The organism is Peribacillus sp. FSL K6-5616 (assembly GCF_038008245.1).
GTDB lineage: Bacteria > Bacillota > Bacilli > Bacillales > DSM-1321 > Peribacillus > Peribacillus frigoritolerans.
Genome location: NZ_JBBOYT010000001.1, coordinates 4,356,030 through 4,371,014 on the forward strand (window position 1 = coordinate 4,356,030; position 14,985 = coordinate 4,371,014).

Annotated in this window: 16 protein-coding genes; 8 read left to right on the forward strand and 8 right to left on the reverse strand. The window is 41.1% G+C overall.

Going from position 1 to position 14,985, the window contains the following annotated elements; translation table 11 throughout:
- Positions 1-23 precede the first annotated feature (23 nt).
- Both MHB45_RS21095 and MHB45_RS21100 read right to left on the reverse strand, forming a co-directional pair.
- The gene (locus MHB45_RS21095; protein WP_048686628.1) at positions 24-524 is read right to left on the reverse strand and encodes a hypothetical protein; all 501 of its coding nucleotides are present in this window, start codon (positions 522-524) and stop codon (positions 24-26) included.
- A complete protein-coding gene (locus MHB45_RS21100) occupies positions 521-892 on the reverse strand; it encodes a hypothetical protein (RefSeq protein WP_207117706.1) in 372 nt (123 codons plus the stop codon). The genes MHB45_RS21095 and MHB45_RS21100 overlap by 4 nt, the downstream gene beginning before the upstream one ends.
- A gap of 117 nt (positions 893-1,009) precedes the next feature.
- Here MHB45_RS21100 and MHB45_RS21105 point away from each other — a divergent pair, with 117 nt between their 5' ends.
- On the forward strand, positions 1,010-1,504 hold the full coding sequence (locus MHB45_RS21105; RefSeq protein WP_048686626.1) for a VanZ family protein: 495 nt from the start codon (positions 1,010-1,012) through the stop codon (positions 1,502-1,504).
- A 481-nt stretch (positions 1,505-1,985) separates the two neighbouring features.
- Here MHB45_RS21105 and modA read toward each other — a convergent pair whose 3' ends face one another.
- From modA to bioB, 5 genes are all read right to left on the reverse strand, one after another.
- Positions 1,986-2,777 (reverse strand): molybdate ABC transporter substrate-binding protein, encoded by a 792-nt coding sequence (gene modA, locus MHB45_RS21110; RefSeq protein WP_048686624.1) that lies wholly within the window; start codon positions 2,775-2,777, stop codon positions 1,986-1,988.
- Positions 2,778-2,879: 102 nt separating this feature from the next.
- The gene (locus tag MHB45_RS21115; protein ID WP_048686622.1) at positions 2,880-4,046 is read right to left on the reverse strand and encodes an MGDG synthase family glycosyltransferase; all 1,167 of its coding nucleotides are present in this window, start codon (positions 4,044-4,046) and stop codon (positions 2,880-2,882) included.
- 132 nt (positions 4,047-4,178) lie between these two features.
- A complete protein-coding gene (locus tag MHB45_RS21120; RefSeq protein ID WP_048686620.1) occupies positions 4,179-4,778 on the reverse strand; it encodes a DedA family protein in 600 nt (199 codons plus the stop codon).
- Positions 4,779-4,795: 17 nt separating this feature from the next.
- Positions 4,796-5,494, reverse strand: a complete 699-nt coding sequence (locus MHB45_RS21125) for a polysaccharide deacetylase family protein (protein ID WP_048686618.1) — start codon at positions 5,492-5,494, stop codon at positions 4,796-4,798.
- Between the two features lie 1,159 nt (positions 5,495-6,653).
- Positions 6,654-7,619, reverse strand: a complete 966-nt coding sequence (gene bioB / locus MHB45_RS21130) for a biotin synthase BioB (protein WP_048686316.1) — start codon at positions 7,617-7,619, stop codon at positions 6,654-6,656.
- A 494-nt stretch (positions 7,620-8,113) separates the two neighbouring features.
- Between bioB and MHB45_RS21135 the strand changes: the two genes are divergently transcribed.
- The 6 genes from MHB45_RS21135 (at position 8,114) to MHB45_RS21160 (ending at position 12,595) form a co-directional block, all read left to right on the forward strand.
- A complete protein-coding gene (locus MHB45_RS21135) occupies positions 8,114-8,698 on the forward strand; it encodes a biotin transporter BioY (protein WP_048686239.1) in 585 nt (194 codons plus the stop codon).
- On the forward strand, positions 8,677-9,384 hold the full coding sequence (gene bioD, locus MHB45_RS21140; RefSeq protein ID WP_063595969.1) for a dethiobiotin synthase: 708 nt from the start codon (positions 8,677-8,679) through the stop codon (positions 9,382-9,384). The genes MHB45_RS21135 and bioD overlap by 22 nt, the downstream gene beginning before the upstream one ends.
- On the forward strand, positions 9,381-10,763 hold the full coding sequence (bioA, locus tag MHB45_RS21145) for an adenosylmethionine--8-amino-7-oxononanoate transaminase (protein WP_253349987.1): 1,383 nt from the start codon (positions 9,381-9,383) through the stop codon (positions 10,761-10,763). Before bioD ends, bioA begins: the two co-directional genes overlap by 4 nt.
- 916 nt (positions 10,764-11,679) lie before the next feature.
- Positions 11,680-11,952, forward strand: a complete 273-nt coding sequence (locus tag MHB45_RS21150) for a YesK family protein (RefSeq protein WP_048686247.1) — start codon at positions 11,680-11,682, stop codon at positions 11,950-11,952.
- Between the two features lie 38 nt (positions 11,953-11,990).
- Positions 11,991-12,179: a hypothetical protein gene (locus MHB45_RS21155; RefSeq protein WP_072273676.1), complete on the forward strand. Its 189-nt coding sequence runs from the start codon at positions 11,991-11,993 to the stop codon at positions 12,177-12,179.
- A 95-nt stretch (positions 12,180-12,274) separates the two neighbouring features.
- On the forward strand, positions 12,275-12,595 hold the full coding sequence (locus tag MHB45_RS21160; RefSeq protein ID WP_048686252.1) for a hypothetical protein: 321 nt from the start codon (positions 12,275-12,277) through the stop codon (positions 12,593-12,595).
- Between the two features lie 278 nt (positions 12,596-12,873).
- On the opposite strand, the gene MHB45_RS21165 is transcribed toward MHB45_RS21160, so the two are convergent.
- Positions 12,874-14,367, reverse strand: coding sequence for a peptide MFS transporter (locus MHB45_RS21165; protein ID WP_048686254.1), 1,494 nt, complete (start codon positions 14,365-14,367; stop codon positions 12,874-12,876).
- Positions 14,368-14,705: 338 nt separating this feature from the next.
- Here MHB45_RS21165 and MHB45_RS21170 point away from each other — a divergent pair, with 338 nt between their 5' ends.
- Positions 14,706-14,930, forward strand: a complete 225-nt coding sequence (locus tag MHB45_RS21170) for a hypothetical protein (protein ID WP_034310640.1) — start codon at positions 14,706-14,708, stop codon at positions 14,928-14,930.
- The last annotated feature ends 55 nt before the right edge of the window (positions 14,931-14,985 follow it).

A 14,985-nucleotide genomic window follows, 5' to 3' on the forward strand; every position in this document is an offset into this window, starting at 1 on the left:
ACATGAAATCGTATAGTCAGCCATCATTTTTCATCACGTGACCATTTTACGAACGGATCTTGGCTGCTCGGCTCATAGTAAGTTCCGGCATACACCTTTTCTTTTCCCGTTATTTTATTCGTTCGGATGACTGTATATCTTCCTTTATCATAATTTTTGGTAAGATGATATGTCCGGTATGAAAACCCTTTTTCGGGCCCGGTTAACTTTTCTTTAGTTTTATACACTTGAGGTTTATTCAAGTGCTCTTTCACTACACTTTTAATATTCAGCTGCGTGCCTTCAAGCTTGACATCACTTCGGAAATCGGCAACCCTGGTCTCTGTTTTCCCTGAAGGAACGGATGCCATTTCGATCGTATCATGGGTTTGATCCGAGAATGTTTTTGTGACACTGTATGAATAAAGGATATTCATGGAACTTATATTATGTTTCATTTTGCCAGCAAGTTCAGGCATGGCAACATTTAATAGAAAGGTGATCGAAATACATGCGATTAATATGATAAGCGAAATTTTCTTCATATTTCCTCTTTCTCAACTATGTATTCTTGTAATCCGACTTGTTCATTTTCCTTAGGAATAATCCCAAATTTGGCGATTAATAGAATGGCAAGAAAACTGAAACTGCAAAAACTCGTATTATCGCTTGTAATAAATGAAGCCTGTATAATTTGGGATCCCAATAATGAATTCAAAATATAAGAAAATAGAAACCCTGAATAGGATAGGCAAACCAGATAGTTTCCAATCAATGCCCTCTTGTAATGTACATACTCCGACTTATTTCCCTTCCTGATACTGACACAATGTCTAAATTGCCTAATGAGACCGTATGCGAAACCAATAATTAATATGACCGCAATGACAAAATCAATTATTGCTTCCTCCACTGTTTACCCCTCCTTGGTAATTCGAACTAAAATATAGTAAATTATTACATTAAACTCATCATATACCATTGATGATAAAATGATAAATATTTCCCACTTTAATATTGGAGTTGTATCTTGAAAATATTTATGAAAATAGTATTAACGTTATTTATGGTTCTGTATCTATTAATCCTTACAAAACTCATTTTATTTAAAACCTTCTCGATAACCGAAATGAATGGTCATATAAGTTTTTCCCATGGCCGCTATTGGGGGTCCCATAACTTCATCCCTTTTAAAACCATTGCCCATTACCTGTTCTTAGCGGATGTTAACCCATTGATCCGGATTGAAAATATAGCGCGGAATATCATCGGCTTTGTACCGTTCGGCTTGATGCTTCCCTTACTGTCAAAAAGGTTTTCCCAACTAAAATCGATCTTGATTGCAACATTCTGTCTTAGTTTCACCTATGAGATTCTTCAGCTTTTATTTGAATTAGGAAGTTTTGATACCGATGATTTGATCCTGAATACTCTCGGCGGGGTTATAGGATACCTGCCTATTAAATTGTTTTACATCGTGTTCAAAAAGAATGGTACCATTCGCAGTCAAACCAAAGGACAGTAATTTGCTGTCCTTCTTTTGTCACAAAAACCTCTTTACGCAGCGATTGAAAGACGAATGCATGCATGTCCTTATTCTTACGTGTAAAGCGAGAAGAAGTTTCAATATAAAGGGAAATATACCTAATATTACTGGGATGAATAAAAAAAAGACCACCAGATTGGTGGTTGGAGTTTGTAGACAAATTCGAACAAATCGAGTTTGCCTACATTTTTTTATGGCTTGTACAATGAACGTCGATTTCCGCTACAGGCACTCGCTTTCCGCGGGCGGTCAGGGAGCCTCCTCGGCTTGCGCCTGCGGGGTCTCCCTAGACACGCTTTTCCCGCAGGAGTCTCGCACCTTTCTCTCCAATCAACTTTGTTATAACATTTAGTTAGAAACCATACCTGATGAGTTGAGGGTGTTAGCTTGGGAACTTCATTTGATGAAATATATTTTCCGAACCCCTTTTGTCTACAAACTGAGGCCACCGGATTGGCGGTTATTTCAAATTCTTAAATCCGTATTTTTCAAAGATTTTCATGGAGGCTTCCGTTTGGAGATAGTCATAGAATAGCTTGGCTTCCTTGGCATGATCCAGGTTATTGATCATTCCCACGGGATATATGATCGGATCATGTAAATCTCCCTGGGCTGCTGCAATGATTTCAACTTTTGATGAGTTGAGCGCATCCGTTTTATAAACGAGACCTGCGTCCACATTTCCCGTTTCCACATATGTAAGCACTTGCCGGACATCCTTGGCATATACCAATCGATCTTCCATCTCTTTGAAAAGGTTCATGTTTTCCAAAGTTTGTTTCGCATATTGCCCTGCCGGTACAGACTCTGGAGTCCCAATCGAAATTTTAGCGGCCTTTGTGAGGTCTTCCAACGATCCGATTTCCTTTTTGGAAGCCTTTGGCACCACCAGCACCAGGTCATTGCCGACTAAATCGATTCCATTCTTCTCTTCAATAAGATCTTCCTCTACTAATTTATCAAATTTATCTTCTGCTGCTGAGAAAAACAGGTCAACAGGTGCACCTTGGGATATCTGTTGCTGAAGAGCTCCAGAGGCTCCAAAGTTATAATGAACTTCCACATTTGCATTCTCTTTTTCAAAAGACTTCTTTATATCATTCAAGGCATCTTGCAAACTTACAGCTGCGGAAACCGTCAATTCCACTTTTCCTCCGGATTGCGCCTTCATTTCCGTTTCACCACTTGAACACCCTGCCCCCGCCATCACAAGCATCATCATCAAAAAAATCATAAGATATGTTTTTTTCAAAGTCACTCTTCCTTCCGGCCTTTCATTATAGGATGGCTGCTAATTCAGCAGCCTTCCGTATTCATTCTTCCTTTTAGGTTCACCAGCGGGAACACCAAGCATTTAGCTATAAAGAAGTTTGGGCTGTCGGGCTAGATAGGAAGGCGTACCATTTTGATTAAGATTAAGGATCAATTTCATGACCTCCACTATTCCCTCAGGTTTCTCCAACTCTATTTCCTTATGATAGGACTCTATGGATGTGTTCCATTTTTTCATTTTACTCTGATCCTTCAATATACTCAGCAATTGTTTTTCAAAAGGCGTTTTCTGATTAAGTTTAAATACAAGGCCTTGCTGTTTTAGATACTGCAGATTGATTTCCTCCTGCCCCGGAAGTCTGGAATGAACAAAAATCGGAAGCTTTTTTCGCAATGATTCACTGATCGTGACACCGCCCGGTTTCGTAACGATTGCGTCCACTTCTTCATATAGCTTATTCATTTCAGACCTTGATGAGATATAGGGCAATGGTTTGATATGAGGTAAGTTCCATGTATTGATTTCTTCATAAAGCTTGTTGTTATTTCCGCAAAGAACTAAATAATCAAAGTCGGTTGAATTCTTTAACTCATCACCTAAGTTCAAAATCCCCCCCAGACCGCTATTTCCTCCGGATATCAAAATTTTTGGCCGTTCTGAGTTTCTTTGGACACGGGAATTTTTTGTGATTTCCTCGTGCACGGGAATGCCAGTGACCATCATCGTTTGTTTTGGTATTTGACGCTTACTCATCAGCTTTTCTTTCACTTCTTGACTAGGAAGAAAATGGGCATCTATCCCTTCGCTTCCCCACACATTATTAATAAAAAAGTCCGTGTACACGTTTATTACCGGTGTGCTGCACTTCCCTTTCATCTTTAACTGACTCAAAAGATATGAAGGGAAACCGTGTGTACACACAATTAAATCAGGCTTTTCTTCCGCTATCAATCGTTCCATCTTATTCATGAATAATTGCTGATACCATTTACATACACTTTCCTTTGGCGAGTGAACATAAAACAGGTTCTTATAGGCAAGATTATAGGTTTCCGGAGCATAACGGATCCATGTCAGATAACTATTTGCAATGAATTTTTCTAGAGAGGTATTGGTATAACTGATTAGATCGATTTTTTTATAAGTAATCCCATTTGAATGCTTTTTTAACATATCCATCAATGCCTCTGCAACTTGATGATGTCCCGACTGCATTCGAAAGAGAGGTAAAAACAAAATCTTCTTCATATGTGTCATCTCCTAAGAAATCATTCTGAAAATACAAAATATATAGTTCATGATATCTTCCTCTTACAATATCGTTGAACACATTCCTTAAATCGATTTTTTATTTCCGACGTTTTATAATAAGGAGCCGACTCAACTTTTGGATCTTTGTTTTCTCTTTTTAATGTATTTGATAGTAACATATAGGACAAAAATAACTAAAAATACAACACCTAAATATGGAACATATTTGGGATTAACATTAAAAGCATCCCCGACATAATAACCGGCCACTATAAAAGGGACGGTCCATATTATAGTGCCTAATAGGGAAAAGAGGAAGTATTTCCGAAAGGGTATAGAAGAGATTCCTGCAAAATATGGACTTATTTGCCTCATCCCCGGAATGTAAAATCCCAATACTAAGGTTTTTCGTGCATTATCCGTATAGTTTTTCTTTGCTTTCTCCCAGCGTTCAGCCGTAATCCCAATGAATCTTCCATATTTATTTATAAATGGATACCCCACATATTTTCCGCATGCATAAGCTGCAAGCATTCCGATAAAGGCGCCGAGAATTGCACACAGCATAGCTAAACCCATAGAGAGCTTACCTTGGACAACCAGCACCCCAATAAGAAATAGAAGTGATTCTTCTGGAGCAGGCACGCCCACGATGCCGAAGAATAAAAAAAGAAAAATGATCAGGTATCCATATGAATCAATAAAATGTAAAAGCGTATCTATATCCATAATACCCCCAGAATTAGTTATAAGTCTTTTAAAGAAATAAAGTGTGTTCCTTTTTCCTTACTCTCCTGCAGGTAAATTTTCAACATTTCAATCATATAGCCTGGCGCCTCTTTATCCGCACCCAAGGTTTCGCCACAGTCATGAAGCAACAGGATGGAACCTTCTGTCGAAGTGCTTCGAAGCTGATCAAGCAGAGTACTTTTGCAATTTTCGACTTTCCAATCCCCGAAGATGCCGGACCACATAATTACTTTATATTTCTTACTGAAAAGTGGGGTGAAGATATTGAAATGGCCCCATGGCGGTCTATAATAAACCACCTTTTCATTCGTGCATTCCGTTATCGCCTTTTCAGTCATTTCCAACTGTTTTCGCAGATGAATTGGTGATAGGACCCAACTTGAAACATGATGAAAATGATGGATACCTATCGTATGTCCCTCTTCATGCATTCTTTTAATAATCCCAGGATTACTTTTCACTTTACTGCCCACAACAAAAAATGTGGCCTTTATCTCATATTCCTTTAAAAGATCAAGTAATTTTATCGTATATTCAGGGTTTGGGCCATCATCGAAAGTTAGCGCAATCCCATTATTCGAATTGATTTTTTTGGTTATTCCCAGGCTGCATACACGAATAAGCACCGTTGGGATAATAGTATAAAATATTAATAGCAATAATAAAATAATAAAACTAATCAGCCATATATGCATCACACAAAACTATCCTCTCATTATTGATATTACCAATACTGATCCTTTCCCTATATCATAATCATTTACTACAATGCAGCAAATGTTATTGTATTCAGGTAATTCATTATAAAACCTCTCCTTACAATTTAGCATTTTTTTTTCATTATTTTCACTTATCATTATTTTTTTATTTTTGTAAAGGTTGAAGGACATTAGTTCTATTACAGCAATGTCTGCATTTTTTTATTTAAAAGATGTTGCAGTTGATTCCAGAAATCCGCTCCCTTTCCGCCGACTGTCTGCCAAGCCGCATCAAAGCAAGCGCCTATGGGGTCTCGACTAGCCAGTTATTCGGCAGGAGTGTCGCTAATTTCTTCCATCCTTTAAGGATTACTGTAAAAACATGAAGGATCCCCTATCATAAACTTGCTTCGGGATGTGTCCAAGCTTACAGTTTTTTCTTGAAATTACATTCCAGTTGATTCCAGAAATCCGCTCCCTTTCCGCCGACTGTCTGCCAAGCCTCTTCACCGTAGGCGGCTGTGGAGTCTTGGCTACCCAGTTATTCGGCAGGAGTGTCGCTCATTTCTTCCATCCATTAAGGGGTACTGTAAAAAAACATGAAGGATAAACTAGTCTTGTTTAAAATTATGGTTCGGGGCGAGAGCATTCGAAACTCCTTTTGCCGGAAAATTGATGGACCGCCAGACTGTAGACGAATTGGAGAAGAAGAGCCAGTTTCCTACAATATCTCTAAAAAAAGAAGTTCCAGCTGATTGGAACGTAAGGTACGAGACTCCTGCGGGAAAAGCGTGGCCAAGGGAGACCCCGCAGGCGAACGCCGAGGAGGCTCCCTGGACCGCCCGCGGAAAGCGAGTGCCTGGAGTGGAAATCATTACACATACCCACTTTCGGAAATCCGCTCCCTTTCCGCCGACTGCCTGCCGAGCCTCCTTGGCATAAGCGCTTGCGGGGGCTCGGCTACCCAGTTATTCGGCAGGAGTCCCGCAAATTTCTTCCATCCTTTAAGGATTACTGTAAAAAACTCTGAAGGATAAACTAGTTATGTTTAAGATTATGGTTCGGGGTGGGACCAAACCACCCCTTTAGTCGACAAACTGAAAAAAAACACCCTAAGGGTGTTTTTTTAGTTTCTCTCAATAATCTTCTTTATCAATTAAAGGGCACATTCTTCAATTTCAAATCCCAGGTCTTCGATGATTCCCCAGTCCGCTGTGGGTTCTTGACCAGCTGTCGTTAAATAGTCGCCAACGAAGATGGAATTGGCTGCATAAAGTGCCATGGGCTGCATGGAACGGAGATTGACCTCCCGGCCGCCGGCCAGGCGGATTTCCTTACTTGGATTAACGAATCTCATCATCGAAATCAATTTCAGGCATTTAGTGGGGGTCAGCTCGGAAGTTCCCTCAAGCGGCGTTCCGTCAATTGCATTGAGAAAATTACAAGGAATGGAATCTGCATCAAGGCTGCGTAAGGATAGAGCGATTTCCACCGCTTCCGCCTCAGATTCGCCCATTCCGAAAATGGCTCCAGAGCATGGGGACATTCCGGCTTCTTTCACAGCTTCCACTGTATCTACCCGGTCTTCATATGTATGTGTCGATGTAATTTTACTGTAGTTTTCCTGTGATGTATTCAAGTTGTGGTTATAGCGATGAACGCCTGCTTCCGCTAGTTTACCGGCATGTTCCTCATTCAGGAAACCTAAACAGCAGCAGATTTTAAGATCCGTTGTTTCGCGGATTTCTTTTACTGCATCAATGACATGATCGATTTCCCTGTTGGTCGGACGACGGCCAGAAGCAACGATGCAATAAGTACCCGCTTTCCGGCGAATGGATTCTTGCGCTCCCTCGACAATCTTTTCTTTAGTCAGCCAAGCATATTTATCGATTGGGGCTTCCGACACGATCGACTGCGAGCAGTAGCCGCAATCCTCGGGACATAATCCTGATTTCGTATTGATGATCATATTCAATTTTACCTTTTTCCCATAATGATGTTTACGTATGAGATAGGCTGCATTCAGAATTTCCAAAACCTCTTCGTCTGGGGCTTGGACGATGGATAATGCCTCTTCCTCCGTCACTTTATATCCTTTGATAACGTTCTCCGCTAACATCTTCCAATCCCTTACCAATGTTTCCAAACCTATCCCTCTTTTCTTTTATTGTGTGCCGAATCGCCATTCCTTGAAAAGGAACATATCCTGTTCCGGTTCTCCGCACATAAAACGGAAGATATCCAGTAATAGACCCGCTTCCTGCAACCTGCTGCTCCAGCCGCGAGTTTACCTAAACCACTTTTCCCTCCAACCAACCGGTTGCATGTGCACCATCAGCCTCAATGGGCAATTAACATTTAGCAGTATCAATGGAGTGATAATATTTGTTAACCTAAAATATATTAAGTTAACATATCGTTAGAATAATAACATACAAACAAAATATTATTCAATGGCCTTTTTTCAATATTTTCCTAGTTGTCCTATAAATCCTAAGAAAACTGGCATTTTATATGTTAACCAAATAACAAATTAGTTGACATATAAAATAGGAATCAGGCAAACTAATAGTGGGCATTCTGCCAGCACTTTCAAAAAAGGGGGTTAAAAACTTGAAAGCAAGGACGATTTCTTATGTGGCCCTTTTTACCGCGTTAACTGCCATTGGCGCCTTTATTAAGATACCTATCCCTTACATACCATTCACGCTGCAAATTCTGGCAGTCTATTTGGCAGGCGCATTGTTGGGGCCCCGGCTTGGAATGCTCAGTCAGTTATGCTACGTCTTGATCGGACTTATCGGGGTGCCCGTGTTTGCTGAAGGCGGGGGATTCGGCTATATATTCAAACCCACTTTCGGCTATTTGCTCGGATATATACTGGGAGCCTATGTAAATGGATGGCTGATCAACCGGTTTTCCCTCGCCACGATTCGTTCCATATTCTTTGCTAATGCCGCCACTTTGCTGACCGTTTACCTTTTCGGCTGCATCTGGCTGTATGGTGCGATGAAGTGGATTGTGGAAACGCCGCTTTCCATCAACCAAACGATTCTTTACGGCTTCTTGTTACCTGTACCCGGTGATTTAATGCTATGCATTCTATGTGCTGTCATCATTCAGCAAGTACGCCCGCGCATTGCAAGATATATAAACGTAAAGGAGCTGAATCATCCATGGGCCAAGCCTACTTTATAACCGGAACTGGCACGGATATTGGAAAGACCATCGTCACGAGTGCACTCTATCTGTCTCTTCAAACATTGGGAAAAAGCGTCACGATATTCAAACCATTTCAAACTGGAATCAATGAGGAAAATCATACATACCCAGATATATCTTGGTTTGAGCAGGAACTCGGTGTGAAGGAATCGGGGTTTTACACACTGGAACCCGAAACCTCCCCACATTTGGCGATTAAATTAACCGGCAGTCTCATCGATGAGAAGAAAGTCGTGGAAAGGGTTCATGAACTTGAGGAAATGTATGACATCGTATTAGTCGAGGGCGCTGGAGGATTGGCTGTGCCGCTTATTGAACGAACGGAAGGTTTCTATATGACGGCGGATTTCATAAGGGATTGCGGGATGCCTGTCCTCTTCGTATCCACAAGCGGTTTAGGGGCGATTCATGATGTCGTGACGACCCATTCTTATGCTCAAGTCCATGATATAAACGTGAAAACCATTTTGTATAATCATTACCGGCCAGAAGATCGGATTCATCAAGACAATATCGAAACCATTGAAAAACTGACTGGGCTGAATGGCCTCGCCTGCATCCCAACACTGGCCGATGTTAGAAAAGACTTGAGGATCTGCATCCTTGATTTGCTTGGTGATCAAGAATATACCCAACAACTGAAAGAGGTGTTCGAAGCATGAACAGTCAAGATTTAGAACAATGGGATAAGGAATATGTATGGCATCCGTTCACACAAATGAAAACGTATCGGGAAAGTAAACCGCTTATCATCGAACGCGGCGAAGGCAGCTACCTGATTGATGTGGATGGCAAACGCTACCTCGATGGTTATGCTTCATTATGGGTGAATGTGCACGGGCATAACGAGCCGGAATTAAATGGCGCCCTAATTGAGCAAGTGAATAAAGTCGCGCACTCGACGCTGCTCGGATCTGCGAATGTACCATCGATCTTACTGGCGAAAAAACTGGCAGAGATCACTCCTGGTTCTTTATCGAAAGTCTTTTACTCCGACACGGGATCAGCCGCTGTGGAAATCGCCCTTAAAGTCGCTTATCAATATTGGCAGAATATCGATCCCGTCAAGCATCGGAATAAAAACAAATTCGTCTCCCTTGACGAAGCATACCACGGTGATACTGTCGGTGCCGTGAGTGTGGGCGGAATGGATCTATTCCATAGAATCTTTAAGCCCCTCTTATTTCAACGGATTTCAGCCCCTTCACCATATGCCTATCACATGACTGAATATGGAGATCCAGAAGCCGTGAAAAACCATTGCTTGAAGGAACTGGAGAAGTTACTGCAGAAACAATCCGAGGAAATTGCAGGATTGATCATTGAGCCGCTCGTGCAGGGAGCAGCAGGTATCATTACCCATCCCCTTGGCTTTTTGAAAGAGGTCGGGCAATTATGCAAAAAGTACAATATCCTCTTAATTTGTGATGAGGTGGCTGTAGGGTTCGGTCGCACCGGTACGATGTTTGCCTGCGAACAGGAAGACGTCGTACCCGATATCATGTGTATGGGTAAAGGGATCACTGGGGGATATATGCCACTCGCCGCCACCATCATGAACGAGCAGATCTTTCAATCCTTCTTGGGAGAACGGGAAGAACATAAAACCTTCTATCATGGTCACACCTATACAGGAAATCAGCTTGCCTGTGCCCTGGCCCTGAAGAATATTGAGCTAATGGAAAGCCGCAATCTCATTAAAGACATCCAGAAAAAATCAAAATACCTATCACAAAGACTGCAAGCGCTATACGAACTTCCGATAGTCGGCGATATCCGCCAGCGCGGCTTCATGATTGGAGTGGAAATCGTTAAAGACCGCCAAACAAAAGAAACGTTCACCCTCCAAGAGAATGTCGTTTCCGGAATCATCCATACAGCACGGGAAAATGGCCTGATCATCCGGGAACTTGGTCCAGTCATCACGATGATGCCGATCCTTTCCATGTCAGAAAAGGAACTCGATTTCATGGTCGAAACCGTCTACCATGCCATTCAGGAAGTCTCCATTCATAAAGGATTGATCCCAGCAGCAAACTGATACACAAAGAACCGGAAGAGTAGCGCTCATCCGGTCCTTTCCTTTCTTAGCTTCATTAACATATGAATTATACCGAAGATATCACACATCTTTGGCTATTCATGAAGAGGCAGATGTTGAATCCTAGAAAGAAATTAAGTGAAATAAAGGACAGAGGTGGACCCCCATTTTGCCCCAGCTTTTCTAATCGCTTGTACGATTTGGATGTTGATTTCCGCTTCAGGTACTCGCTTTCCGCGGGCGGTCGGGGAGCCTCCTCGGCGCCTTGCGCCTGCGGGGTCTCCCCTTGACGCGCTTTTCCCGCAGGAGTCTCGTCCCTTTCGTTCCAATCAACTTTGTTTTGAAATTTTAGGTAAACCCTTTTTGTCTACAGTATATTGGAACTTGTACAAAGAACGTTGATTTCCACTCCATGTACTCACTTTCCGCGGGCGGTCGGAAAGCCTCCTCGGCGGTATGCGCCTGCGGGGTCTCCCTTAGGCGCGCTTTTCCCACAGGGGTCTCGTACCTTTCACTCCAATCAACTTTGTTTTGTAATTTTAGGTAAACCCCTTTTGTTCTACAGTTTTATTAGGGCTTGTACAATGAGCGTTGATTTCCACTCCATGCACTCGCTTTCCGCGGGCGGTCGGGAAGCCTCCTCGGCGCCTTGCGCCTGCGTGGTTTCCCTTAGGCGCGCTTTTCCCGCAGGGGTCTCGTACACCTGTTCCAATCAACTTGGTTTTAGAATTTAGATAGAACCCCTATCCAACAATATTAAAATTTTAATTTACCTCACCTTTACGTTCGACTTTTGTTTTCTTCACGCACGCATCCAAGAAAATGGCCACTGCCGGCAGTCTTTTCATTCTAATATACAAGAGGAAATTTACTTATTATGGTATTATTCACTTAATGAATTTGAGGAGGTTACAAAATGATGTTGGGAGTCCCCCTCCTGGTTGCTTGCGTCCCTGGAATGCTAGTAATACTTTTAGCGTGGTGGTTTAGGAAATTACATTTATCTTTATTTGTTAGGCTTTTACCAGGCATATTAACCTTTATAACTTCAATTATTTTGTTTTACATCGGTTTTGTGAACATCAGAGGGTTTGAAGGAGCTGGATATGGAATATTGGCTTTCTTTTTACTTCCCTTTGCAATTGCGGCTTCAATTATTGCGAGCAAAAACAAAGGTGTACAAAGCTAAAATTCAGTTCAAATACTATGAAAGCAGGAATATATTCAATGACTAAAACAAATAAAACCAATAAGAAAACCATTGGTGAAATGGCAAATAGCCGAATGCGCTGGGCGTTTGACCCCTCCACCCGTATTGTTAAAAACAAAAGAGGAAAAGGTTCTTACAACCGGAAAAAAGAGCAATCCTATAAAGGATGCTCTTTTTTTTCATATTCGCTTAGTTCTTTATGGTAACCGTATCATTTCTGAAATTCCACTTCTCTCTTTTGGAATCTATCAAGTTGAAAATTAGTTTATTACGGAATCACTAGATATATAGTGAGGAGGTAATGATAAAAAGGTATAAGATGTTCGTAAACCCTGCATTAATTATTCTTTTGGGTATTTCTTTATTTTTCAGTATGATTGTACCAAATGTTCAAGCAGCTGCTCAAATGTCTTCATTTTCTAACAAAGTTAATGGATTAACTCTTGCTGTTGGTTGGTTTAATAAGTATATAGGTACAGGTATGGGTGTTTTCGCAATAGGACTAGGTATTTCAACTTCTAAATGGAATAATGCCGCTGCAGCTGGAAAAAAAGCTAAGCAAGACCATTGCGTTAAGCGGAATTGGAATGGATACTCAGCTCGTTCCATAGCAAGATATTAGGAGGGTTCAAATGAAAAATAAATTGTACTTAGGTATTCTATTTTCGATATATTTCATTTTAGGATATTGTATTTTTTTATCTTCGATATCGAGCCCATTCCCAAGATTATTTTATTTTTTGTCTTAGTGTTCACTGTGGATCCTATTAAAAAAAAGTTAAAGGTTTGAATCACGACCTCAAATAAAAATCGATATAGCACCCATTCGAGAATTTTCGAGGGCACGAAAAACGAAAAAAAGATGACCCCGTTATTTCGGAGGTCATCTTTTTTAATGGGTTAGCGAATGCCTTTCATGTAACCTTGAATCTTTGGTGATAAGGCCATCAGAGCCAGTCCAAGGACTATAGAAGCAACACCGATCACTCCAAAATAGGCCATTTCGGTTTGAGGTGTGTAGAATCTGACGATTTGTGCGTTCAGTGCTTGTGCTGCTGCACTTGCCAGGAACCATAGACTCATCGTTTGTGCCGAGAATGCGGCTGGAGCCAATTTTGTAGTTGCTGAAAGTCCGACAGGAGATAAACAAAGTTCTCCAAGCACTACAAGGAAATAGCTAAGTACTAGCCATAGCGGATTGACTAATGCGTCTGATCCACCGAAATAAACAGGAAGCAGGATCACCAGGAATGATAAACCGGCGAACAGTAGACCTATTGAGAATTTTTGAGGAATGGTCGGCTGACGCTTTCCTAATTTAATCCATAACCATGCGAATACTGGTGCAAGGGTAATGATGAACAAAGGGTTCAAAGATTGGAACCATGCCGGGTTTATTTCCAATCCTGCAAAGTTCAACTGTGTCCGTTTGTCTGCATAGCTTGCCAATATTGTAGCACCTTGCTCTTGAATCGCCCAGAACATGACAGCTGCTATAAACAAAGGAATATAGGCAATCAAGCGTGAACGTTCAACAGAAGTCGTTTTCGGGCTGCGATACATGAAAATGAAATAAAGGGTCGGAATTACGATTCCTAGAATACCTACAAGATTAATAAAAGTTTCAATTGTTAAGATGCCTGCAGAAGCAGTGATGCCGATGATGGCAGCTATGATAAGTGCGGCTATCCCCAATTTAGTGAATACTTTTTTCTTTTCATTCTGTGATAATGGATTAGCAGGAAGAGTTCCAGCCAAGCCCAGGTTCTTTTTCTTTGTTGTAACAAAGACGATGAGTCCAATCAACATACCAATTGCTGCAAGTCCAAATCCAAGATGGAAGCTGTAGTCCATTCCGACTGTACCGACAACAAACGGCGAAAGGAATGCACCCATGTTGATACCCATATAGAATATACTGAAACCGGAATCCCGGCGTTCATCATTTTCTGCGTAAATTTCCCCAACAATGCTGGAAACATTCGGTTTTAATAAACCAGTACCCAGAACAATGAGTACCATGGAAACAAAGAACATGGAAAGACTGCCTGGTACAGCAAGGACAATATGCCCGAGCATGATCAAGATACCACCGTAAAATACGGCTTTTGAAGTCCCGAAAATCCTATCGGCGAGCCATCCGCCAATAATACCTGACATATATACTAAAGATCCATAGATGGATACAAGGGCAAGGGCCGTCGTTTCATCAAGGCCTAGTCCCCCTTTAGAAACTTCGTAATACATATAGTAAACAAGAATGGCCTTCATGCCATAATAGGAGAAACGCTCCCAGAACTCAGTAAAGAAAAGGGTGAATAATCCTTTAGGGTTTCCAAAAAAACCTTTTTGAGGTACACTATCCACAATTTTCTGTTTATTTATCGTTGCCATACCTAGCCCTCCTTTTATTATTGTATAATAACTTTAATTTTCACTATTGTAAACAAATATTTAGTATATTTAAATAATTAATTTCAATATAAATAGAAGTGACTTTCCACCATGCAAGCAAAAGTCCGGATTTCGCACTAAAAAACAGTCCATATAATCTAATAGAAAGCGGTCATCAATGATATATTGCCCTAACTTTCCCCATGGTATTACGTTTAATATCACTTTGGTTGCCATGCACTTATTAATGAGTATAGTAAATGGAAAGTTTTGAAATAACCCCACCACAACCGTTCTATTCACCGTATAATAGATATAAAAAAAGAGGAGGCACCATAATGTTCGGGATCATAACCGTGGTGATGATTTTTTCCATCCCTATAATCGCCATACTGACAAGCCATTTCGAAAAACAGTCAAAAACCAAACACAAGATGCTGCAAGTTGAACTGGAGCTTGAAAAACTTAAACATGAAAACTTCCTTATGGAGACGGAAAAAATGAGGCTGGAACTGGACCAGATGAAATTCGAACAAAAAAGAGACGAACCAAGGTTACTGTAAGTAAGTAACGTGGTTCGTCTTTTTTGTGCCGTTTTAAAAACCTTCCGCCCGTCAT